Genomic DNA, 23,602 nt, shown 5'->3' with positions numbered 1-23,602 from the left:
GAATTATCGGAATATGAAAATCGTTGTGAGTCAAGATTCGGGGCGCTTAGCGCAAGAGTTTAAGCAACTGCTGCAAGAGGTGCAGCTGCCGACGCCTAGCACTGCAAATACAGATTTTACGGTGGCGCATGCAGGGTTGACCCGCTTTGAGCCAATTGATTTCGAAATTCCCAACACCAAACTGAGCTGGGTTTTCATCACTTCTGCTCGCACAATTCAACTTATGGCTGGTGGGAAGCGCGCAATGCTTCAGCAGGTTTTTCTTGGTGGCACCCACTTTGCTTGTGTGGGCAGACGCACTGAGGAAGAATTGGCCAAATATGGCATTAGCTTGGCCATTCCGAGCCAAGACACTGCCCGAGATTTGTTGGATATTTTCTTAAGTTTACCTGCGCAAACAGCAGATGAAGCCTCACTTCCAGTGTGGTTGCCCGGATCAGAACTAGCAAAGCCCGCACTCAGAAAAGGCTTGCAAACGGCGGGGTTCGAAGTCATTACAACTCCTGTGTATCGACCACGCACCCTTACTGAGCTGCCTAAAGAGTATTTCGGCGCGGATCTTATCGTAATGACGTCCGGATCTGCCGCCTGTGCATATGCCCAGCTGCATGCAGCAGTCACAGATCGGGAGATCGGCCGCGCTGCGCCCGTCGTCGCTCTCGGCGAGCAAACTGCGAGTGACTGCCAAAGCGTCGGATTGCGCGTTGTGGGAGTGGCGCCCTCGCCCGATGCTCAAGGCGTGCTCACTGCGCTAAAAACTGCTTTAGGAAGCTCAGATTTTTCGGTATTGCACCAGCGAGTCTCGATGTCGGCGCGCTTGCAGTGCTGTAATACCTCCAACACAAAGGAAGTGAAGAAATGAAAGATCGTCCCCGTCGTCTTCGTGCTACTACAGCGATGCGAGCACTGGTTGCCGAAACGCATGTGCTCCCCCAGCAGCTCATTTACCCGGCTTTCGTGCGGGAAGGAATCACCGAACCCGTAGCGATTCAGGCAATGCCTGGGCAGTTCCAGCACACGCTCGATTCCATCCGAGCTCTGGCTTGTGAGCTTGTTGAAGCTGGGGTCGGCGGTATCGACTTGTTTGGTGTGCCAGATCAGGCGCGTAAAGATGCAAGCGGTTCGCAGGCCTGGACTACAGACGGGATTTTGAATCGGGCTATCGCTGCCGTACGCGAAGAAGTTGGCGATCAGCTCGTGATCTGCGCAGATACCTGTTTGGACGAGTTCACGAGCCACGGGCACTGCGGCGTTATTCGCGACGACGGTGTAGTGGACAACGACACAACGCTTGAGTTGTATGCGAAGATGGCGACGTCGCAAGCTGCTGCGGGGGCGCATATGGTCAGCCCATCGGGAATGATGGATGGGCAGGTTGAGTATATCCGTACCGCTCTCGACGAGAACGGATACACTGACGTGTCGATTATGGCGTATTCAGCTAAATATGCTTCGGCATTCTTTGGTCCATTCCGTGAGGCTGTAGGCTCAACGTTGTGCGGGGATCGCAAGACTTACCAGCAAGACCCCGCTAATCGCAAAGAGGGCGTGCGCGAAGCTCTGCTTGATGTCGCGCAAGGAGCCGATATTGTGATGGTCAAGCCCGCCAGCCACTATCTCGACGTGGTAGCCGACGTTGCGGCTGCCGTTAATATTCCAGTCGCCGCATACCAGGTGAGCGGCGAGTATGCGATGATTGAGGCCGCTGCTCGCAACGGATGGATCAATCGTGAGCAGGCGATTGCCGAGTCGCTTGTGTCGATTGCTCGGGCTGGGGCAGATGTGATTTTAACGTATTGGGCATTAGAATATTCTCGGCGTTCTTAGCGACTTTTTTGCAGTTATTGAGCCTAGATTACGAGTTAGAGAGACTGTTATGAGTTCCCACGATTCCTTTCAACGAGCCAGCATCGCCATTCCCGGCGGCGTAAATTCTCCTGTGCGGGCTTTCGGCTCAGTTGGCGGCGATCCGCGTTTTATTACCGATGCTTATGGAGCATTTGTGCGCGATAATGAGGGACGCGAGTACGTGGATTTGGTGTGCACTTGGGGTCCTTCGCTCTTGGGGCATGCTCATCCGGCCGTGATTGGAGCAGTTCAAGAGGCAGCGAGCCACGGTTTGAGTTTCGGTGCGCCTACTGATCGGGAGACTGATTTAGCTAATGCAGTCACTGAGCGCGTTCCTGCTGCTGAGCAGGTTCGATTTGTGTCTACCGGCACGGAAGCGACGATGACGGCGATTCGCTTGGCTCGGGGAGTTACTGGACGCAATCTTATTGTTAAGTTTGCTGGCTGTTACCACGGGCATTCTGATGCTTTGCTCGCTGCCGCTGGTTCCGGTGTTGCAACCCAGGGGCTTCCGGGTTCGGCCGGTGTTACCGCTGGTACTGCTGCCGATACGATTGTTCTTCCGTATAACGACGCCGATGCCTTGCGTGAAGCTTTCACATTGCGTGGCAGTGAGATCGCGGCAGTCATTACTGAGGCCTCACCAGCTAATATGGGCGTGGTACCGCCAGTTGATGATTTTAATATGGTGATACGGCAAGAAACTGAACGTGCGGGCGCTTTGATGATTATGGACGAAGTGCTCACTGGATTTAGGTGTTCAGAATCGGGTTATTGGGGTTTTGAAGTTGGTTTGCGCGCCCACGATCGCGATCTTGCGCTGCCTGATGCTGCAAAGATTGGGGCAAAGGCGCGTCGTGCTTGGATTGACAGCGAATTGGCTAGTGTTTCGTACACTCCTGATATTTTCACTTTTGGGAAAGTGGTAGGTGGTGGAATGCCACTGGCCGCACTTGGAGGATCGGCGCAGGTGATGGAGTATTTGGCTCCATTAGGGCCGGTGTATCAGGCCGGTACGCTGTCTGGTAATCCGCTGGCAACGGCAGCTGGTCTAACCACTCTTCAACTTGCTGATCAGCAGGTTTATCGGTATATCGACGCAATTGCCGATACGCTCATTGCTGCCTTGCACAGCGCTTTTACCGAGGCTGGCGTGCCCTTTGTTATCAATAGAGCTTCGAATCTTTTCAGTGTGTTCTTTGGTCAAGAGCCTGCACATCAAGGGGTTATTAACTATGAACAGGCACAGCAGCAGAATGTGGCAGCCTATCGTGCGTTCTTCCACGCCATGTTAGATGCGGGAATAATGCTGCCACCATCTGCATTTGAATCTTGGTTCGTATCCGCAGCTCACAATGAAGATCATGTGGATAGAATTGTGGCAGCTTTGCCAAGAGCAATTTCTGAACTCAAGAAAACTCTGAGCTAGATCACTACCTGCCATTAGGCTTCTCACTTCGCTAATATGGCACGATCGAACGCCGCTTCTGCTGGTGCTTAATGTGGTCTGGGGTGGTTGGAATGCTCGCGCATTCCAACCACCCCACACTGGTTTACTAACTTTCGTTAGATGGTCTCGCTTCTATCTCTGCTTCCCCTTCCATTTGCTGACAAAGATAGTTGCTACACCTACACAGAGGAACAATACAACGTACGAAACAGGGGCAATCAGATCAGATCCGGTATGTGCGAGTGTGGATCCTTGGGGCGCCGTCCCCATCTTAACGGGCGCCTTTGAGTCCATTTGAAGCACCGGAGTCGGTGGCACTGCGGTAGCTGTCGCTGCCAATGCCGTCGACGCTAGATCTGCTGTTTCTAGGCGTTGATCAGTTCCGTATACGTCTGCGAATGCTTTCAAAACTGAAAGCGATGCGAGAGTGGTCGGTTTGGGACCATAAGTGGAAATGATTCGCAAGCGAACATAGGTTTGCTTGGAATTTAATGCATCTGGCGTGAGAGTAGGAAGTTCCATCACTCGCATAACCCGTGCGCTACCGAATGACTTGCCAGCTCCAGCACCAAGTCGCATGGTCATTGGCTTGGATGGAGTTGCGGAGTTGGAGGCTGCAGATTGCTTGGCTAATGCGCCAGCAATGTCCACTGGAATATCGACTGGATTACCGTTATCGCCGGCTTCCCCAGAATGTACCAAGATTAGATCTTTATCGCTGGTACCGACGTACAATTCGTACTTCGCAATCCGCCCATTGGAAGAATCTTGGCGGTTAATGAACTGCACTGAGCGCACTTCGGATGGGCTCTTGTCGATTGTGAAGTCAATATCGAGTGGGAATTTCATAGTCTGGCTCCAAGGCGAATGCCAAATGGTGTCGAGCTTTCCATCGAGGATATTGGTCAAAGCACCATTTTCTTTGACTGTTTCTGCAGGAAGATCCTTAACTAGCTTGACTGGAACCGAATCGATACCCTTTTCACCAGTATAGAGACGCACTTCTACGTCAGCACTGAATTTCGATTCACGAGCACCAGATTTCACCACGAAAGGAATCTGTATCTTGCCTGGATTAGCCGAGTTAGACACGGTAACTGGTACCACAACGTCCTTGCTTTGTCCAGCTGCGAGATTAACTGAGACTGGGTTCGGAAGCAACCATCCATCAGGAAGGGTTGGCAGGATTTGTGCACCCTGCACAGCTGCGCCAAGATTGGTCACTTTCACAGTAATCTGCGCAGCACCGCGGTGCAGGACTGCTGGTTTTGCCTCAGCTAATACTGGCAGACCACCAATCCAGTCGAGTGAAATCTGGGTGTACTTGATCTGGTAACCTTGACCACCAGCTCCGCCATCGCGAGCTTCGAATAGCAAACCATAGGTACCTGGCGTCGACAGTGGAGTAATGGTGGAGTAATCTATTTTGTTTGGTTCGAACTGTTTGGATTGGGACCACGTCTTGCCATCGTCGTAACTGATTCGCACTGTGCCTTTTTCACGTGCCGTCTTTGACGCGGCATTGGTGAACAGCAGAATCTTCGCTTGTGCAGATCCCATTGGAGCATCCGGATACGCACGGATAATTGCACCATTATTGTTCGGGTCGATGAGCGTCTGATCGACATGGAAATCGGTGTAAGTGTGGCCTCCATCATGCGAAATACCAATCTTGCGCGCCTTAGTGAAATTATCCGAGGAACGCGAGTTGAGCATCACCGAACCATCGGAAAGCTCCACTACCTTGTTTTCGTCCATATCGATTCCGAATGGTTCGCCACTTTGCCAGGTCACACCATGATCATCTGAGAAAACCGAGACAGCTTGGTTGCGTCCGTTCTTACGAACCGTGTACTGCTGCATGAGACGCCCTTTATGGGGGCCATATTTGAGCTGGATACCTTGACCAGATGCAGCAAATCGACTCGCAATACCCAAATCTTTCGTAATGTCTTTAGTAATGACGCGCGGAGTCGTCCACGTAACGCCGTTATCAGTAGACGACATCGTGGCAGCATGTAAAGCTTTCCGATTTGACTCTTCAACGCCCGGCTGTGATGCTCCAAATCCATTGTCGAAACTCTTCACGAAGAACATATGAATGGTCTTGGTTTCTTGATCCACAACATACGATGGGTCAGAATATCCATGAATGCTACCAGTTGGCTGACCAGCAGCAATTACCTTAATTGGCTCCCAAGATTTTCCACCATCTTTAGAAATACGTTGGATAATTGAGTTTGCTTGTGGGGAGTCATTGCAGCTACCTGGACGTCCATCCCACGCTGCCAAAAGCCAGCCATTTGGTGCCGTCGTAATTGCCGGGATTCTGTGGCAGTCGAATTTTGCCGAACCGTGCGTACCCAAAACTACCGGCTCGCCCTCTTTACGATCAGTCGGAATAGTCGCTGGATCTGGCGCTACCGGCCGCTCTCCAGACACCACTTTAACCGACGGCGCCTCTACCCGAATATCGCCTTGAAGAACCTGAGTTCCCTCCCGATCTTTGGTAGCTTTCCAAACGGTATATGCCGAGAAGGATCCTTGGTTTAGATCTTCAGTAGTTACGCGATGTTGTGCAAAGTTACATTCTTTCGTATCACCTGCGGCGAGGTCACTCCAACGACAATTCTTTGCATCACCCACTCGCACATTGCTTAGATTGGTTTCTGCTGGAAATGCAGTAAGTTTCTGTGCAGACAAATTCGTATAGCGAACACGGAACGTCAAAACGTCATCCACGAACACCTTGTCACCCAATTTATCAGTGCGCGTGAGTTCAACTCGCAAGTACTGCTGCTCGGCAAGAGTCGCCTTGGTAGGCACAGCGTCAGTGCGGGTCACCGCAGGCTGTGCCTCGCTCGGAGCCTTTTCCTCGCCGTGTGCGGTCAAAGCAGGAGCCATCGCAAGCATAATCGCAGTAACGAATGCCCCTCCTCGCTGCATGCGGCGAGTGCGAATTGAGATATTTTTGTCTTTCATAAAAGACCCTTCTTCCTTGAAGTGGCGAAGAATTTGCATATTTCCCCCTTTGGCTTTGCAAAATTCTTAATCACAAGGATAGCAAAAAATTGTCAGACATCAGACTAGTTTTGAAAATTAGTCTGATTTAGTTTTGGCTCTACCATGTCACGTGCACAAAAATAGGGCACATTTGATCCGAAAATACACCGATTTCTTGCTGCAGTATTACTATTTCGTTCCCCACGAAGCGACTATGCATCATATCACATTCGCGCACGTTTCCGACGACGACGGCACCCGCACCGCCGTCGTCGGTACCAAAACGCAACCCGCCCAACAATTATCCTTAACGCGCTACCTGAACCGTTAGCGCGCCAAGATCAGGTGCCAGACCGGCGTCGTTAGAAAAACGAACCGTATTCCATCCTCGATTCATCGGCACTCTAAATTTCTCGGTGGCAAATTCACCGCCAAAACTTCCTGTACTCAACTTACTCAGCACAATCTTTTGATCGTCGTTCACATGAACGGTCACCGAACGCGGTTCCCCACTGCGATATTCGAGCGAGAGTTCATACACTCCATCAGCTGGCACATACACTTGATTGAGTGTCGCATCATTGCCAACTCCACCCAACCAACGAGTAGTACCACCTTCCGAAACCGCAGTTCCACGCAGGTATCCGTCGTTAATTTCGATGGAATACGGAAGCGTCGGAGCCTTCTGATATGCGCGGAAATAGTCGATTTCGAAAGTCTTTGGGTAAGGCACATCCTTATCGAAAGGCCCCGTCCAAGAATTCTCCTCCTGCTTTTCATACACACCAAGCAAGGTCATCATCGGATAACTCGGTGATTGATTGCTGTGGTGCACTTTCACACCGTCCACATACAGATCCATGCCCGACGGTGTCCAGTCAAAACCATACACATGCCACGCCTGTGAATAGTCCGAACCATCGCTAAAATTCGTTCTCCACGGCCAAAGTTTGAACCAATCACCCCAGGTGTGAATGCTGAACAGCGCTTCTTTTGCCCCTTTCCGACCCAGAATCTCGAAAATATCAATTTCACCAGATTCACGCGCATCTTTGTTGACGCCAACACCAACATCTTGATTCGCACCGATCATCCACCACGCAGAGTGTACGCCACCGCCTGGCGCAGCTTTGGCTTTCACCTCAAAATAGCCGTATTTTTGCAGATGTCCGCGAAACGGCGTGACGTTCTGAGCAACATCAGGATATGAAGTCCAGCGATGAATATAGTTCTTATTGAAAGTCTGAATCGAAGAAATACGAGTACTTCCATCAAATTTCGGGTCCCACGGCTGCTGGTCTTGGTCAATTTTAAGTTTGAGCACGCCATTATTTAACTCGTAACGCGCTTTCGTTCCCGCCGAGGTAGACCAATGTGGCAGGTAAACATCAGAAAACAGTTTTGAATTGAAACTGCTCGAATTAAACTCTTCCGAGGCAGTGATAACGTAGCCGTCTTTCGCTGGCGTTTGTGGATCCACAAGCTCCGACGTTTGTGGCGGTAATGGACCGATGAGGTCGACACCGTTTGCCGACGCAGACGCATCTTCTGCGTCTAATGCCATCAGCGGCGCCGTTATGAGTGATGTTAGAGCCAAGACTCCTAACGCGACCTTGCGTTTTTTCATGACCTCTTACTTCCTTTCGCGGGAAATTTATTTCATGACTCCCCAAAGCGATTCTCGGTTTGGAGAAGGAAAATAGTCGGTTTCGAGCGCGAAGTGGTTGATCGAATCGCTGATTTCATCAAGTCCAAACCGCAGTGCACCAAGGATAATTTCTGTTCCGTCCAAATTTGAAGCCACAACTTTCGGTGGGAACGGAACCACGTCGTTGAGGTTTTTCTGTACCAAGTCAATGAACAAATCTGCGTGTTTGCTAAACCGACCTCCCACAACCACGCATTCAGGAGCCAACGTGAGCACCATCGCTGCGATCCCCAAGGAAAGCACATGCGCATACTCTTCAATCGCTTGCACAGCCTGGGTATCTTCACCTCGCGCACTCTCAAAAATCTCAAGGCGGGGTGGCTGCTGCTCGCCATAAACATTGCTGGCAAATGTCTCGTTTTCAAGCTCACGCCAGCGTAATTGCGGCAGTTCCCCTACGAGCCCTGCACTTCCTTGTAAGCCTCCGCGCACCCGGCCATCAATTACCGATGCAGCACCGGTACGAATACCAGCAAGAATATAGATGACGTCGCGATATCCCGCAGCTGCGCCACGCCAGGATTCTCCTAATGCGCCGAGCGCACAATCTCCAGAAACAACTACTCGCGTTTGTAGTACCGAACCGAGCTCATACGCGATATCAAGATCCTTCCACCCCGGCATACCTCGACCGCCAAAGTAGATCACTTTACCGTCACATACAACGCCTGGTGTTGCGACGGAACATATCAAAATCTCGCCAGCATGTTGCGTGCGTATTTTTTCAATTACTCCGAAGGCCGCATCGAGCCGCTGCCTTGCCTCGGCATTTTCGTCCATGGGCACGGTTTCTTCCGCAAGGATTTCTCCCGAGATAGTTGCGAGTACGACGCCGATGTGGTGCGCTCCAAAATCAATGGCTAGTACATATCCTACAGCGTCGGCAATTTTATAGCGGGCAGCTGGACGACCTAAGGTGCTCTCCCCGCTTGGAGCGTGAGTTTCTTGCAACCACCCCAAGGAAATTAAATCAGCAATGATTGATTCAGCAGCAGGGCGAGTCACACCACTAAGTTTTGAAAGCTCAGATACCGTTTGAGCGCCATTTAAGGAACCCTTGAGTACCGTGAGCATATTTGTGCGGCGTTGGATCCGGCGATGCACTTCGACCATCTGAGGACTCTCCCATCACTAATTGACTTAATAAAGAAAGTAGCGTAATAATGTACTTGTTGCAAGACCGTTAGGAAAAACATGAAAACAACTCCTACGATTCTATCCGAAGGCTCGGCCAAAAATACGCCGAAAAGCAACCCCTCAGCCTCGCAAAGACGCGAAAAAATCGTGGCGATGGGGTTCATAGCACCAGCGATCATCGGATTTATCGTCTTTTATTTCATTCCCATGCTTCGGGGAATACAGATCAGTTTCACAAACTGGGATCTGCTTACTGACCCTCAGTGGGTTGGCTTTAACAATTACCGCACCCTGATGACCGATCGCACGTTCCTATCAGCACTCGGCACTACCGCAATCTATGTGATGGTTAATATCACCACCCAAACAATTGCTGGTCTCGGTATTGCCGTGCTCATGCAACGTATCTCGCAGTCAACCGTGGTGAGATCACTCCTCCTCGTGCCGTGGCTGGTACCAAACGTCACGATCGCCGTCATCACCCTATTCATACTCGACCCCAACGTTGGCTTACTCAACCATGCACTGTCCTACCTAGGCGTCGGGCCGATCAGCTTCTACGGAAACCCCGATCTTGCAATCTACACCGTGGCATTAGTAAACAGCTGGCGAAACATGGGATACACAGCTTTGCTGATATTTGCTGGCATGCAAACCATTCCAAAAATGGTGTATGAAGCGGCGGAGATGGATGGAGCTTCGGCGTGGCGAACAATGCGATCGATCACCTTGCCACTACTACGCCCAGTATTAGTGATGGTCGTAATCGTGTCGATGATCGGTTCCTTCCAAATCTTCGACACCGTTGCAGTGGCAACAAAAGGTGGTCCGGTTGGAAGCACCCGCGTGATCTACTTCTACATCTATGAAAAGGCATTCCAGCAAGGTCAGATGGGATACGCAGCGGCTATGGCTGTAGTGCTCCTGATCATCATTTTGTTTATGACTCTTCTACAGCTACGCCTGACTCGAGCAGCGGAAACAGACTTGGATTAAATCATGAGAAAGAAATTACGACTAAATCGCGTCCTAGGCTGGTGCACGCTCGTCTTTATCATCCTCATTACGATCATTCCGTTTGTGTGGACGATACGAACTGCACTAACCCCAAATTCACAAATTTTCAGTGGCGACTATTCTCTGATTCCCCCTGATGCCACATGGATAAACTTCAAACGAGTTTTAGGTCTCGTGAGCATCGAAGAAGATCTCGCTGCGGGTGGTTCGGGTGCACAGATGTACTTCTGGCTTTATCTGCGCAACTCGATTATTTTCACTGCGTTGCTCGTGATCGGCCAAGTTATTACGTCAAGCATGGCAGGCTACGCTTTTGCTCGCCTTCGTTTTCCAGGTCGCGAAGCACTGTTCGCAATCTTGCTCACTGGCATGATGATTCCCCCAATTTTCATCGTCTTGCCAAACTTTGTATTGATTAAGAACGCTGGTTTGCTCAATACGTTTACAGGTTTGCTCGCTCCCTACTTCTTTGTGAGTCCGTTCGCAATCTTCTTCCTGCGGCAATTCTTCCTCTCGATTCCACGCGAAGTAGAAGAAGCAGCAAAGCTTGACGGCGCAGGTTATTGGTATACTTTCCGCAAAATTGTGGTACCCATGAGCGCCACTCCGATCACAACCATCGCCATTATCCAAGCAGTATTTGCATGGAACGAATATCTGTGGCCACAGCTTGTTGGAAAAGAACACACCGTTCGACTCCTCAATGTGGCACTCGCCGCTTTCCAGCAGGCGTCTCCCTCTACAAAACCGGACTGGGCAGGTCTTATGGCAGCTGCAACCTTGCAGATGCTTCCGATGCTGCTAGTCATCCTCATTTTTGGAAAGAAGTTAGTCGGATCTATCGGTCTCACTTCAGCCAAGTAATAAAACACTTAACGCTCAAAGGAGAGTTAAACATGAAAAGAAATCTGAAATTCGCGGCGTCGGCAGCAACCTGCGCACTCGTCGTCGCAGGAATGTCTGCGTGTGCCCCAGATGAAGTCAAAAATAAGGGATCAGAAGGAGGCGACGGTAAGTCAATCACCTACGCCCTGTGGGATCCGAACCAAAAGCCTGCCTACGAAAAATGCGCCGCTAAGTTCACTGAGAAATCGGGTGTTAGCGTCAAGATTGAACAGTCTGGCTGGGATGATTACTGGAAGAACCTCACGGTATCGCTCAATTCGGGCACTGCTCCAGACGTTATCACCAACCACGTGGCACATTATCCAGAGCTTGCTTCCAAGGGTGTGCTACTTGACCTCAATAAGTACCTTGAGAAAGACAAGGTAGACTTCTCCCAATACACCGGTGAGCTCACTTCACTGTGGGAGTTCGAAGGCAAGCGATTTGGCATTCCACAAGACTGGGACACCATCGCACTCGTCTACAACGCCAAGGATGTTACCGACGCCGGTCTCACACCTGAATCTCTCAAGGATCTGGACTGGAATCCGCGCGACGGCGGATCCTTCGGCAAGCTCATCGCTCACCTCACAGTCGACAAGAATGGTAAGCGCGGCGACGAGCCAGGATTCGACAAGAACAATGTGAAAACTTACGGGTGGGGACTCGAATCTGGCGGCGGCGTCGTCGGACAAGGCCAGTGGTCGTGGCTAGCAATGTCGAACGGATTTACCTACACCGACAAGAACCCATTCGGCACCAAGTACTTGCTCGACAATCCAAAGCTCGCTGAAGCTCTCACTTGGTGGCAAGAGCAGATCAAGGCTGGATACGTCACCCCAATTGAACGGGCCGGAAACCTCGGCTTGGAGCCTATGATGGAACAGAACCACGCGGCTATTGTTCCGGATGGTTCATGGCGTATCAACACTTGGGCAAACTCCAAGACACAGAAATTTGGATTCGCTCCGCTTCCAAAGGGACCAGAGGGACGCAAGACAATCATCAACGGTCTGGCGCCATCGATCACCAAGGGATCCAAGAATCCAGACGCAGCTTGGAAGTGGGTCAAGTTCCTCACCTCCGAAGAGTGCCAGTCACTCGTTGCGAAAGAAGCAGTTGTGTTCCCATCAATCAAGGCACAGTCTGAAGTAGCTGCTCAAACACACAAGGAGAAGGGTATTGATGTTTCGGCATTCACCGAAATCGCCAAGGATCCTAAGTCACTCGCCTACTATCCAATCACCTTCAAAGCAGAAGAAATCAACTCCGAAGCACAAATTGTGATTGAGAAAATCGAACGCGGCGAAGTGTCTCCACATGAAGCACTGCCGGCACTAAACACTAAGATCAACGAGATTCTTGGCGCCAAGTAATCGCTAAAGAAATAGATTACAGCTTTGGTTGGGGCGGTGTGGCTTCCACGGCCACCGCCCCAACCAAAGCAAACCAAGCATTATTCACAGCACATAATATTGGCAACGGCGCAGAGAAATATTCGCCAATCACGCCTATATCACCAACTTTCTGCTCATCACTAGCCCATCAACGAGGAAAAATGCAGCTCTCTTTAGAACACGTCGACAATACTTGGCAACTGCTTGAGAAGTATTCAACAAGCGATGCCCCTGAGGATCCCCCTACAAGCACGCAGCAGGTTGCACTCACTCCAAGCGTGCCACGTGCTGCCAGCAATACCGTTGTGATCAGCAGTGACTCCCCCACTCGCACAGCACATTTCTGCTCTCCTTGCGTGGCAATCACGCACTCTCTCCCAACCCAGACTCAATACCTGCGAAATGGCTGGACCTCGTGGTCTGCTTCCTCATGGTGGTGGCTTGACCGCGATCCGTGGCGCGTATGGAACAATCCAAGCCGCACCCTCACCGCTGAAGATGCGAGCACAGATTCTCAGACAATCCACCAGTCCTATATGATGAGTTGCCTCAAGCTCGATGAAAGAACTTCACTTCTGATTGGCTGCCTCAGCCCTACTACTGCCCTCATTCGTTTTGAAGAAGGCGCAATTCGTGCTACTTCACTCGATTGCAACCCAGATCTCGAATTGAACTGGTTCCTCGCAATCGGCACTGAAAATGAGTGCCTTTCTGCCTACACCCACGAGCTTAGAACGCTATTTCCACAACACAACCTACCCGAAGAATACTTCGGCGCAGTGTGGTCATCTTGGTATTCCTGGTTCGAAGAAATCACCGCCGAGCATATCCAGCAAGAGATTAAACCAGCAGCTGAGCTTGGCTACACAATCCTTCAGATTGACGACGGCTGGGAACGTGCAGTGGGCGATTGGGAAGCTAACCAAGACTTCCCTGGCGGTATGTCCGAAATTGCCTCAGAAATATCTGACCAAGATCTGATCCCAGGCCTGTGGATCGCGCCTTTCATAGCCATGGAAGATACGCCACTTGTTGCCCAGCATCCCGAATATTTTGTTCATGACGACGACGGCGCCCTCAAACCAGCCGGGTACAACTGGGGGCAGTACTATTACGGTCTAGACTGTACACATCCAGGCGCGCAAGAATGGCTTCGCCAACTTCTTCGCAAAGTACGGAGCTGGGGTTACTCCTATTTCAAGCTCGATTTCCTTAATGCCGCAGCAATTGAGGGTACACGCTTGGACAATATCGACCGAGAAATGGCCTACCGTACTGGTCTTGACATTGTGCGCGAAGAACTCGACGATTGCTACATTATGGCTTCGGGTGCCGTGATCGCACCGTCACTTGGACTCGTTGATGGTATGCGTATTGGCCCTGATACCGCCCCTTACTGGGACAATACTGATCGTTTTCGAGATCCGACTGGTCCCGCCGTCCGCAATGCCTTACGCAATGTGATGGCACGCTACTGGCTACACGGCGTTGCCCATATTGATCCCGACGTCGTTTTCGCCCGCACGCATGGATCGTTACTTTCTCCTGAAGTCAACCACATCACACACGATCTAGCGCGCGTTTGTGGCGTACTCGGTTGTTCCGATCCAGCTCAATGGCTCACTGATGAGCAACGCACTGAAATTCGCTCACTGTGCGAGGAATTTTCGCAAACTAACAATCGACCCGAGATTGAACACCTTAGCCGCTATGTGTTCACCATAGCTGGCAGAAACGTTGATTTCGAACCGTGGATCTATCCAGATGGCCGAATTTCAGATCGCATTCTCGTTAAATAAACTGGTTAAATTAGCTGATTAAATGTTCGAGGGAGCTAGCTCGCTTTTAAATCGCTAGCTCTCTCGAACAATATGTGTACATTACGCATGCACGCGCTTTGAACCACTCAGTGCGAACAATGCTGCACCGACCACGGCACCAATAGCAGCTGGAACAACCCAGCCCAAACCAAGATCGAACATCGGCAAGAAACGGCCAGCCCAGCTCACGTCAATCCCCCACGGGAGAGTCTTAACGAAGTCGAAAAATGCACCGAACGCTGCACCAATAGTCACGCTCACATACACCATACGTGGCACCGAAGCGTAAACGTCTACAAATGCCAAGAGGATCAACGAGATCGCTAATGGATAAAGCAGCATCAACATGGGAATTGCATAGGCGATAAGCGCAGTGAGCCCAACATTTGCCATCAAGAATGAGAACACAGAAAAAACAATCACCAAGGTGTTATAGCTAATCTTACCCTTGAGCAGCGGTTCAAAAGCCTGGCCACAAGCGGTGACTAGCCCGATCGCCGTCTTGAAACATGCAAAAGTGATCGTCAGCGCCAGTACCAGCGCGCCCGCATTGCCGAGGTAGTGATTCGAAATTTGTGCAAGAGCAATCCCACCATTTTCCGAAGTTTCGAAAAGTCCCCTACTTTGCACACCCACAATAGTAATGAGCACATAGATAAACGCCATCAGCAGTCCGGCAAAAATTCCAGCTTTCAAGGTGGACTTGGCAATCGCACGGTCATGAGTGATTCCAGCCGACGTAATCACGTTGATAATGACGATGCCGAAAGCCAAGGAAGCAATTCCGTCCATCGTGTTGTAACCGTCGAGCAGGCCTTTGAAGAAGACGCCGGATTGATACGTTACGTCCGGGGTTACGTTCGCCACCGACGTCGTTGGGTTCCATAGTGCCGCGACGACGAGTATCGCGAGGAAAACGAGGAAAATCGGATTGAGGATCTTACCGATCCACGTCATTATCCCTGATGGACGCAGTGAGAAGAACAGAGCCGCCGCAAAGAAAACGGCAGTAAAGAGCAACAAAGCCAGATTCTTATTTGAAGCATCATTCACTAAGGGTTCAACGCCGATTGTAAAAGACGTAGTAGCAGTGCGCGGAATTGCGAAAAAAGGACCAATCGTCAAATACAACAGCGCAGTGAATATCTTTGCATAACGCGGATCGATACGCGAAGAAAGCTCTTGCAGGCCACTCGAATGAGTAGCTCCGATCACTACCACGCCAAGAATCGGCAAACCGACGGCACTCACAATGAAGCCGAGCAGCGCCCAAGCCACATTAGCGCCAGCAAGTTGCCCCAAATGAACTGGGAAAATGAGATTGCCAGCTCCGAAAAACAAGCCGAACAGCGTGCTGGAAACCAGTGCGAGTTCTCCAGCATTCAATTTCGTTTTCATAAGATCCCTTTAACAAGGCTCATCCATTATCTGGCGTATGAGCAGTGATGCAAACCGTGATCATTTATAACACAAGACCAGATTCGAACAAGCGGGTTCACATATTGTGAGATAGCCACATGGCTCTACTTCAGCGCAAATACGCATGTTATGAGCGAAAACCAGGCCTGCTTCAGGCAACTTACTCAAAACCTGTGGTAGGAAACACAAGCGAGGCTGCCGTGTAGATGCGCAAAATCCGTGGCTGAACCTCGCCAGCGCCAAAGCCTCGCCAGCGCCTAAGCGGCGTGAGCACGAAGCGTCGTGAGCACGAAGCGTAGTGTTAAGATCGCATACCAAAACGCTGATCCTACACTTAAGCAGTGCTCGTGCTAAACACAGTCGACGCTAATCTTGCATGCAGACGATGCTAATCCTGCACTTCGATGATTGCTCGCGCACCGCGTTCTGCCAGCGACATCACATGATTAACCGCCTTATAATGCCCAGCTTGTGCAAAGGAGAGTTCCACAAAGCCACCCTGAGCCGGTTGCAAGGGCAAAACTTGGGCACCGACGTCGTGCAAAACCGGCGCCGAGCCCGCGCTACTGGCCACACCGTGATGGATCAAATAAGCACCCTCAGTCCATGTGGTATCAAATTGGCCTCCCACCACGTGGAAAGCAAAATCTTGATCTGGTCCGGCATTGAGTACCCAGAACCGCACTCGTTGGTTAGTCTTAACTCGAAGAGGATTTTGCAGATATTGATCCGAAATCCCATTAAACACCACGCGATCAGGGGTACCAGCAAAAATCTTGCGCGCATCGAGCTCTTTCGCCGTCTCGGCATCGTGCGCTGCATTGGCAAGATAAATCTCTGATTGCACCAGCACGTATGAAGCATCCACCGGCTCTAAATCCCGCGGCTCGATCACCACTGCACCATGCATACCTGCGGCAATATGTGCAGACATCGGCATCGTCGAGCAGTGATACATCCAAATACCAGCACGATCAGCTTTGAAAACGTATTCAAGCGACTCGCCGGGTTTGATCGTGCGCATAGGCTCATCAGGTGCCACAGCCCCTGCGTGGAAATCAATAGAATGCCCCATCGAGCCTTCATTAATAAGCGTGACCACAAAAGTATCCCCAACGCGCCCGTGCAATGTTGGAGCGACCGACTCTCCATTAAAGGTCCATCTGCGCTGGTAAATACCTGGTGAGACCTCAAGGCTCACTTCCTGTGCCCGCAGAGTTACTCGTCTGGTTACCGGACCGGCCGCCGGTTCGAGCGGCTGCAAGATCGGATCAATGCTGTGGCCAAGCTTTGCTCCGGGCACGTCCGCAATGCTCATTGGCATCATATGCTGCCCTGCTTGGCTGTTTTCGCTCGAGTGTTGCGTGCCGTGATTTCCAGTATTTTCCGACGCCGCCCCACTCACGTGAATCTCGAGCCTCATTCCCATCTGCTCATGCCCTGCAACCGAGCAGTGGCCAACTGTTGATTCACGCATAACACCAGCGTGTAATTGTGCCGACTGCCCAGGCTGTACGCGCGGCGTTGCGGCTTCACCGATCACTAGGTCGTGCCCCGATACTGGATCTTTGTTCACTAACGTAATAACGAGCTCGTTACCAGCGGGCACGTCAATGCGGCTGGGATAGAAAGTCATATCCGCACGGGCTTCGACCTCAACATTCGTGGTCTCACCAGTAGAAACGACGGCGGAGTTACTCGCGATTCCAGTATCGCCATTGGATGACGACGACGAAACTCCAGTCGCGTTGTTAAAGGCCATGCCCAGCACTACGGCACCGAGCACCGCAATAACCGCCCACATTGCGCCAGCATTGTTCCACACTGATTTCACTGTGCCGTGCCCACCGTGCCGGACGCTGGGTCGTTCGTTGTCTTGACCATTGCGTTGCTCATGGCTTTGCCCATCGCGTTCTTGATCGCGAGATTCAGTTATCGGCTCCACCGTGTTACTCCCCTACTTCAGTTTTCTGACCAGGTACATTTCTGCCGCTCATACTTCCACTCATTGTAAGTAAGTTTCGCTTGCGCCCCGGATCAGGATCGACGAAGAACTCTTGGTTCTCACCCACGGCACGCCGCACTTTCACCCCAGTAACTATTGCCGAAACCATAATCGGGATAAATGCGAGATACACCAGCACTATCAAGATAATGAGCATTGAGCGCGCCGATTCACCGATCGGAGAAATCCACAATGCCAAGGCCAGATTTGGCGTAACAAAGCGGAAACTTGCCGCCATATTCATTTTATTCTGCACTGCTCGCACAGTTTTAGGACCGCGCCCAATCAGACTTGGCACAAGGTAACTCAATGCTCCGATAAGAATTTGGATACCAAATCCGGCGGCAAATAGTATGCCTACGAAGGGCAGATACTGCGTCACGTCAGCCCAGGTAGAGGAGATCGCGAGCGCCCACCCCATCATTGCAAGGGCGATGAGTGCCCACAGCGAAGCAAATCCTACTGCGGCAGGTGCATATTCACGGATACCTTTGCTAAGCATTGGAGATATGAGGCTGCGCCCCCACCAGATCATGCCAGCTAGGTAGAGTGCCAATCCGCCCATTGAGAGTAGCTGATAGCCACTGAGTGCACCTGAAATGATCACTAAGATCCCTGCGCATAGCGGTAGGAGCGCCTGTTTTGCCCATTTTGGACCAGCCTCGTGCATGCGCGTTCTTAAAACGGTGGGCCAGAAAGTGACGAGAGTGCCGATTACCGTCAAACCTACCCATCCCAATACGTTACAGGCCATATGAGCGATGAGTAGCCTACCTCGCCACTCATCATTCACACCCCAGGCAAGTATCGCACCAAAACTCGCTCCTATCGGAAGCATCAGCCCAGAAACCTCGTAGTAACGCACGACGATCAAGAATCTCCCTGGTAAAGCCGCCCGGACTTTTCTTTCGATGTGCATGATATGCCAGATCGCTGCAACTGCTACAAATGAGGCACCAACAACCACACTCGGCCATATTTTTGCCGGATAACCAACAAAAATGCACAGTGCCCCAAGCACAAACATCACAATACGCACGTCTTGGTATCGGTTGTCTACAGCGGTGGGTGGAGATTTGAGCAGTGTGTGGGCAAAATACTCGGACCACACCAGCACTGAATGGCTCACGGCACCGAGTAAAATCACATGAATTGCAAGCCAATCGTAAGCCGGAAAAAGCGACCGACCAAGCACAACACCGACTGCGCAAAGCATCCAAAATATCGCTACAAAATCGCGCAAACGGCGCATCCGAGGTTTAGACATAAGCAACCAAAGCCTTAACTACACGACGTATGAAACTCAACCACCGAGACTCCTCACACCGTTTCACATCGAGAGTTTGCAGAAAGCTATCAACGGTTATCTCATTGGGCTGCGTCTTATTGGAGTACATAACTCCATCCAACCAAGAGTCCATCCGATACACAACAGCTGAGTATCCAATACGCATTTTTGTGTGTAAGCCGATAAGTAAATTTCTTACCTACCAGAAATTTTCAGGAAAAAGCCATCCACAGAATGAGTTTTCATAAAGCAGCTAGCTGTTGACGACTGGCGGTTTTGCCCAGCCAGCTCTCCCCTGCCGTGCCTTGAGGGCAGCTCCACCATTGACGTGTTCGACCAGTTCATTTATCCCAACCGTACCAAAGACGATACTCTGATAATCGTCCGCTTCCCACGCGATTCCTACCGTAGAAGCATCCACGAGAGTCAGTGCCGAATATGCGCTGGCGCCGTCGTCGATCAAAATAGGAGCGCTCCAGGTTGCACCGTCGTCGGAAGAAATGTGTAGGGAAAGACGCCGCCGGTAGCGAGCGTCATCGCACATAGATGCCACAAGTATCGAGCCGCACCGCACCAAACCCCCGTTGCATGCAGGATCGCGCAGCTCTTGAACCGGTACAGGCGTAGTGAAAGTCTGCCCGTGATCACGAGAAATAGCCTGACGCCGCTGCGGCATTGCCCGTGCATGAAGCAAAACTGCTCCATCGTCAAGCTCCACCACCTTATTCTCATCACAATCGGGACCTACCGGTTCGCCCAGCACCCATGTGGCACCCTGATCGGTTGAGCGACCGCAAATAGCGTAGTTTTGCTCATCAATTCGCGCTACAAACGTCTGTAGTAATGTGCCGTCGCCTAGTGCTGCTCCGGTGCCTGAAGAAGTAAACATTCCCGCCACATTTGCCGGACGAAGATCGCTGTGATCATGGTGCTGCCAGGTTAAACCGTCGTCTGAAGAAACTGCGAGCCACAGTTCAAGCCCAGCACCACCGGCTTTCGCTGAGAAATAGGATTCCCCAGTTGATCCCACATACCAGCAGAGCACGTTACCCGTGCCCGGATCTGTAAGAAGCGAGGCGTCACCAAATCCATGCCCTGTCGAGTGACGACGGAGAGCTGCTGCTTCGCTCCAGGTGCGGCCGCCGTCGTCGGAATACCGATAAGCGATATCGAAATCCGCCGGAAGATCGCGCCAATCAGAGCGCACATCATAGGCAAGAATGATTCGCCCCGACGCGGTGGTGGTGAGCGCCGGAATCCGATAAATCGGATCAGAAAACGCGCTACCAGAAAACTTCTGCCCGCGCTGAGCGACGGTTTGAAAAAACACAGTCACAACCTTCGACGTATTACCTGCTCATGCCAATGATTTGAGCAAAATGATTGAATTCATTCATTTCCGACGAAATACTCTACACCGGGCGGCCATTGATCCAGTGCGAGTACATCTCATCTAAAATCGGCTTAGCAGCTTCGTCGTAGATATCCCACGAAAACGGGCGATAGGCTTGAGTTTTCGTGGTGCTTATTTCTGCATCACTTGTTTCTGTGCTGCTCATTTCGATGCTATTCGTAAAACGTTCCACATATTCAGCGTAGAACTGACTCAAAAACTCCGAGGTCTCATCGTTGAAATCGTAATCGCACAATATCTCATCGCAATGCTCACTAAAGAACATATCCGGTGAAAGAGTGCGGGATTTGATCTTTTCGATGTCCTCGCTTGCAGATTCAATGAGTTCGTCGGAAATCTTGTGAACGTCAATTGCCCACATCAACGGATACACCATATGACCATGAGCACGCGCCCAGACGTCGTCGAGGTCAGATTCACTGAGCTCGTTTTCATTCTTGCCAGTTTCATCGAGGTATTCTTCCATGGCGCTGTCAAAATGCCAACCGGCTTTATCCTTAAACGTGTGTTTTGTCTTGCGATCGGCATCATTTTTCTTGAAAAAACTGAACAGCCCCATGTGAGAACCTCTCTGTAAGTCACTGGCAACATATCAACTATACGTTATAGGTGACCCCTGAGAACTCACGAAAGCTAAATCTCCCACAGATAGGCTCAACGAACGTGAGATCAGCGAACGTCGACGAATTTCTTCTCAATCCACTTATGTACAGCTAGGAGCGCAAATCCGAGTAGGATTGAAGCACTTCCAAGCACGATAAAGAACGTATTTTCCGCACGCAGGTCTTCAGGATTGTAGTATCCAGCCAAAGTGCCAGCTAGTGAAGTTCCCATCGCAATCGCCATCAGCCATACCGCCATCATCGTAGACGGGAATGCTTGCGGCGCAACTTTAGTAGCAAGTGCATTGCCTACTGGGCTCAAAAGCAGTTCACCGAGTGTGAAGATGAATAGAATCCATACGATCGCAAACAGCGGTGTGGAATTCTCTTCGCCACCCGAAAACGGAATGAAGAAAAACAACGAAATCCCAATCACGATATTGGCTACCGCAAATTTGATCGGCGTTGACCACTGTCTTTCGCCCAGCTTCGTCCACACTGAGGCAAATACACCAGCAAAGACGATAATGAACAGCGGATTGATAGCCTGAACCCACGCCGGTGAAAGCTCAAAACCCAGCACGTGCCGATTGAGCCGCACATCAGAATAAATCGCCAAAACCGTAAATTGCTGCTGGAATATCCCAAAAAACACTACGGCAGACATAAACAGCGGAACGAAACCTATCAGACGCGACTTTTCGTGCGTCGTCGTGAGCGGTGAACGATACATATGCAGCCACATCACAACCGCAGCTACCAATGCGAGTCCCGAGACGACGACAGCCAAGTATTCGAGTGGAATAATACCCGTCGCAATGAGGGCGACGGCGCCGCCAACAGTGGCGAGAGCAGTTCCGATCCATTGCAAATACTTGGATCGAGGAAGCGGATTAGGGATATCGTGGCCAGCTGCACCAATCGTGGCGTTACGCATGAGCACGTATTGTATTATGCCTGCTGCCATACCAACCGCAGCGAGTCCAAATCCCCAGTGGAAACCTTTTATTCCCCACATCCATCCGGTGAGAAGTGGGCCAAAGAGAGCGCCGATATTGACGCCCATGTAGAAGATTGAAAAACCGGCGTCGCGGCGCGGATCAGTGCGTTCATACAACTGTCCGAGCACTACTTGAGCATTTGTTTTGACTCCGCCAGAGCCGACGGCGATGCAGGTAAGTCCGATTGCCAGTCCAGTTACCCCTGGCACCACTGCCAAGGAAATATGACCAAGCATGACCAAGATGGCCGAATAAAAGAGCGTGCGTTCTGATCCGAGGAGGCGATCAGCTACCAAGGAAGCAACAAGAGCTGCCATATACACCAAGCCGCCGTAAGCGCCCATAACCGATGTAGCCGCGCCCCGATCGATACCGAGGCCACCTGCTGTAACCGCATAGTACATGTAGTAGAGGAGAATTCCTTGCATACCGTAGAAACTGAATCGTTCCCACATTTCAACACCGAAAAGGTTTGCAAGTCCCCACGGTTGGCCAAAGAACGTTCGGCCTTTGTTAGCTGCTGACTCGTCAAAATCTTTGGATTTTTTGGTGAGTGCGCTTTTTCCGTTATTTTCGGTATCAGCGATATCCATACGACCCCTTCATTAGGCTACAACTGGCTTCATTAGCTGGAAAAGACTTGCCAAAGCACTATAAAAACTATCATCTGCAAGAGTTTGCTAACGAAAGGTTCATAATATCGAACAAATCGCATATATGTAATAGTTCTCCGGTGGAATGAACATATTTTCATTCCACCGGAGAACCTTGACGCGACATTTCTAATGTACTAGACCAGCTCAACGACGTCCGCAATAGAGTTATGCACATAGTGCGGGCGGAATGGATACTTTTGAATATCCTCACGGCGAGTCGAGCCTGTGAGTACCAAATGAGTATCGAGACCAGTTTCTACTCCGGCTAGCACATCAGTATCCATGCGATCTCCAACAATTGACGTCTCTTCCGAATGGGCGCCGATCTTATTCAGACCATTGCGCAGCATCACCGGATTAGGCTTCCCCACAAAGAACGGTGAGCGACCAGTGGCTTTTTCAATCAGCGCCGCAACTGCACCAGTAGCTGGAATATCGCCGTGTTCAGACGGACCTGAATTATCAGGATTCGTTGCAATAAAACGAGCGCCTTTTTGGATGAGTCGAATAGCTTGAGTAATGGCGTCAAAGGAATACGTACGCGTCTCACCCAACACTACGAACTCTGGAACCGTCGTCGTCATTATAAAACCCTCTTCGTAGAGAGCAGTCGTCAGGCCAGCCTCGCCCACCACATATGCGCGGCGAGTTTCCGTTTGTTGCGATAGGAAACGGGCGGTAGCTAAAGCAGAAGTCCAGATCCGATCCTCTGGCACTTCCAAACCGGAAGCTTCCAAGCGCGCCGAAAGATCGCGTCCAGTGAAGATCGAATTATTAGTCAAAATGAGGTAAGGGATTTCTTTTTCTTGCAGTCGTGAGAGAAAATCAGCTGCACCTGGGATAGCTTTGCCCTCATGAACGAGGACTCCATCCATATCTATTAACCATGATTTCATATTCAATACTTACCACAAGGAAGTGTCGAAAAGGTGACTTTTGCGCTACCAACGTG

The 23,602-nt window shown here is 50.9% G+C and carries 18 protein-coding genes; 8 read left to right on the top strand and 10 right to left on the bottom strand.

Features of this window, described 5'->3' with window-relative positions:
* Positions 1–13 precede the first annotated feature (13 nt).
* From JOD55_RS05065 to hemL, 3 genes are read left to right on the top strand one after another with little or no spacing between them, the layout of a single operon-like run.
* Positions 14–862 (top strand): uroporphyrinogen-III synthase, encoded by an 849-nt coding sequence (locus JOD55_RS05065; protein WP_204398984.1) that lies wholly within the window; start codon positions 14–16, stop codon positions 860–862.
* Positions 859–1,827, top strand: coding sequence for a porphobilinogen synthase (gene hemB, locus JOD55_RS05060; RefSeq protein WP_204398983.1), 969 nt, complete (start codon positions 859–861; stop codon positions 1,825–1,827). Before JOD55_RS05065 ends, hemB begins: the two co-directional genes overlap by 4 nt.
* A 49-nt stretch (positions 1,828–1,876) precedes the next feature.
* A complete protein-coding gene (gene hemL, locus JOD55_RS05055) occupies positions 1,877–3,277 on the top strand; it encodes a glutamate-1-semialdehyde 2,1-aminomutase (protein ID WP_204398982.1) in 1,401 nt (466 codons plus the stop codon).
* 153 nt (positions 3,278–3,430) lie between these two features.
* Here hemL and JOD55_RS05050 read toward each other — a convergent pair whose 3' ends face one another.
* On the bottom strand, positions 3,431–6,319 hold the full coding sequence (locus JOD55_RS05050; protein WP_204398981.1) for an exo-alpha-sialidase: 2,889 nt from the start codon (positions 6,317–6,319) through the stop codon (positions 3,431–3,433).
* Between the two features lie 112 nt (positions 6,320–6,431).
* Between JOD55_RS05050 and JOD55_RS05045 the strand changes: the two genes are divergently transcribed.
* Complete coding sequence (locus tag JOD55_RS05045; RefSeq protein ID WP_204398980.1) at positions 6,432–6,632, top strand: hypothetical protein; 201 nt, start codon at positions 6,432–6,434, stop codon at positions 6,630–6,632.
* On the opposite strand, the gene JOD55_RS05040 is transcribed toward JOD55_RS05045, so the two are convergent.
* Together JOD55_RS05040 and JOD55_RS05035 are read right to left on the bottom strand one after the other, a co-directional pair.
* A complete protein-coding gene (locus tag JOD55_RS05040) occupies positions 6,609–7,928 on the bottom strand; it encodes a family 16 glycosylhydrolase (RefSeq protein ID WP_204398979.1) in 1,320 nt (439 codons plus the stop codon). The genes JOD55_RS05045 and JOD55_RS05040 overlap by 24 nt on opposite strands.
* Positions 7,929–7,955: 27 nt before the next feature.
* Positions 7,956–9,122 carry an ROK family protein gene (locus JOD55_RS05035; protein ID WP_204398978.1) on the bottom strand — a complete coding sequence of 389 codons (1,167 nt, stop codon included), beginning with the start codon at positions 9,120–9,122 and terminating at the stop codon, positions 7,956–7,958.
* A gap of 81 nt (positions 9,123–9,203) precedes the next feature.
* Between JOD55_RS05035 and JOD55_RS05030 the strand changes: the two genes are divergently transcribed.
* The 4 genes from JOD55_RS05030 to JOD55_RS05015 all read left to right on the top strand — a co-directional run bounded on the left by JOD55_RS05030 (position 9,204) and on the right by JOD55_RS05015 (position 14,244).
* Positions 9,204–10,142, top strand: coding sequence for a carbohydrate ABC transporter permease (locus tag JOD55_RS05030; RefSeq protein WP_204398977.1), 939 nt, complete (start codon positions 9,204–9,206; stop codon positions 10,140–10,142).
* Between the two features lie 3 nt (positions 10,143–10,145).
* Positions 10,146–11,027 (top strand): carbohydrate ABC transporter permease, encoded by an 882-nt coding sequence (locus JOD55_RS05025; RefSeq protein WP_204398976.1) that lies wholly within the window; start codon positions 10,146–10,148, stop codon positions 11,025–11,027.
* Between the two features lie 32 nt (positions 11,028–11,059).
* Entirely contained in the window at positions 11,060–12,424 is a 1,365-nt protein-coding gene (locus JOD55_RS05020) for an ABC transporter substrate-binding protein (protein ID WP_204398975.1), read from the top strand.
* 377 nt (positions 12,425–12,801) lie between these two features.
* Complete coding sequence (locus JOD55_RS05015; protein WP_204398974.1) at positions 12,802–14,244, top strand: alpha-galactosidase; 1,443 nt, start codon at positions 12,802–12,804, stop codon at positions 14,242–14,244.
* Positions 14,245–14,325: 81 nt separating this feature from the next.
* Here the strand turns inward: JOD55_RS05015 and brnQ are convergent, their stop codons facing one another.
* The 7 genes from brnQ to JOD55_RS04980 form a co-directional block, all read right to left on the bottom strand.
* On the bottom strand, positions 14,326–15,663 hold the full coding sequence (brnQ, locus tag JOD55_RS05010) for a branched-chain amino acid transport system II carrier protein (RefSeq protein ID WP_204398973.1): 1,338 nt from the start codon (positions 15,661–15,663) through the stop codon (positions 14,326–14,328).
* 409 nt (positions 15,664–16,072) lie between these two features.
* The gene (locus tag JOD55_RS09340) at positions 16,073–17,629 is read right to left on the bottom strand and encodes a multicopper oxidase domain-containing protein (RefSeq protein ID WP_204398972.1); all 1,557 of its coding nucleotides are present in this window, start codon (positions 17,627–17,629) and stop codon (positions 16,073–16,075) included.
* Positions 17,630–17,633: 4 nt separating this feature from the next.
* On the bottom strand, positions 17,634–18,956 hold the full coding sequence (locus tag JOD55_RS05000) for a hypothetical protein (protein ID WP_204398971.1): 1,323 nt from the start codon (positions 18,954–18,956) through the stop codon (positions 17,634–17,636).
* Positions 18,957–19,230: 274 nt separating this feature from the next.
* The gene (locus JOD55_RS04995; RefSeq protein ID WP_204398970.1) at positions 19,231–20,307 is read right to left on the bottom strand and encodes an exo-alpha-sialidase; all 1,077 of its coding nucleotides are present in this window, start codon (positions 20,305–20,307) and stop codon (positions 19,231–19,233) included.
* Between the two features lie 82 nt (positions 20,308–20,389).
* Positions 20,390–20,950 carry a DUF7832 domain-containing protein gene (locus JOD55_RS04990; protein ID WP_204398969.1) on the bottom strand — a complete coding sequence of 187 codons (561 nt, stop codon included), beginning with the start codon at positions 20,948–20,950 and terminating at the stop codon, positions 20,390–20,392.
* A 110-nt stretch (positions 20,951–21,060) separates the two neighbouring features.
* On the bottom strand, positions 21,061–22,587 hold the full coding sequence (locus tag JOD55_RS04985) for a peptide MFS transporter (protein ID WP_204398968.1): 1,527 nt from the start codon (positions 22,585–22,587) through the stop codon (positions 21,061–21,063).
* A gap of 197 nt (positions 22,588–22,784) precedes the next feature.
* Positions 22,785–23,546 carry an HAD-IIA family hydrolase gene (locus tag JOD55_RS04980; protein ID WP_204398967.1) on the bottom strand — a complete coding sequence of 254 codons (762 nt, stop codon included), beginning with the start codon at positions 23,544–23,546 and terminating at the stop codon, positions 22,785–22,787.
* Between the last annotated feature and the right edge of the window lie 56 nt (positions 23,547–23,602).

This window comes from Arcanobacterium pluranimalium (assembly GCF_016907845.1).
Lineage (GTDB): Bacteria > Actinomycetota > Actinomycetes > Actinomycetales > Actinomycetaceae > Arcanobacterium_A > Arcanobacterium_A pluranimalium.
This window is presented reverse-complemented; position numbering and strand designations above follow the sequence as displayed.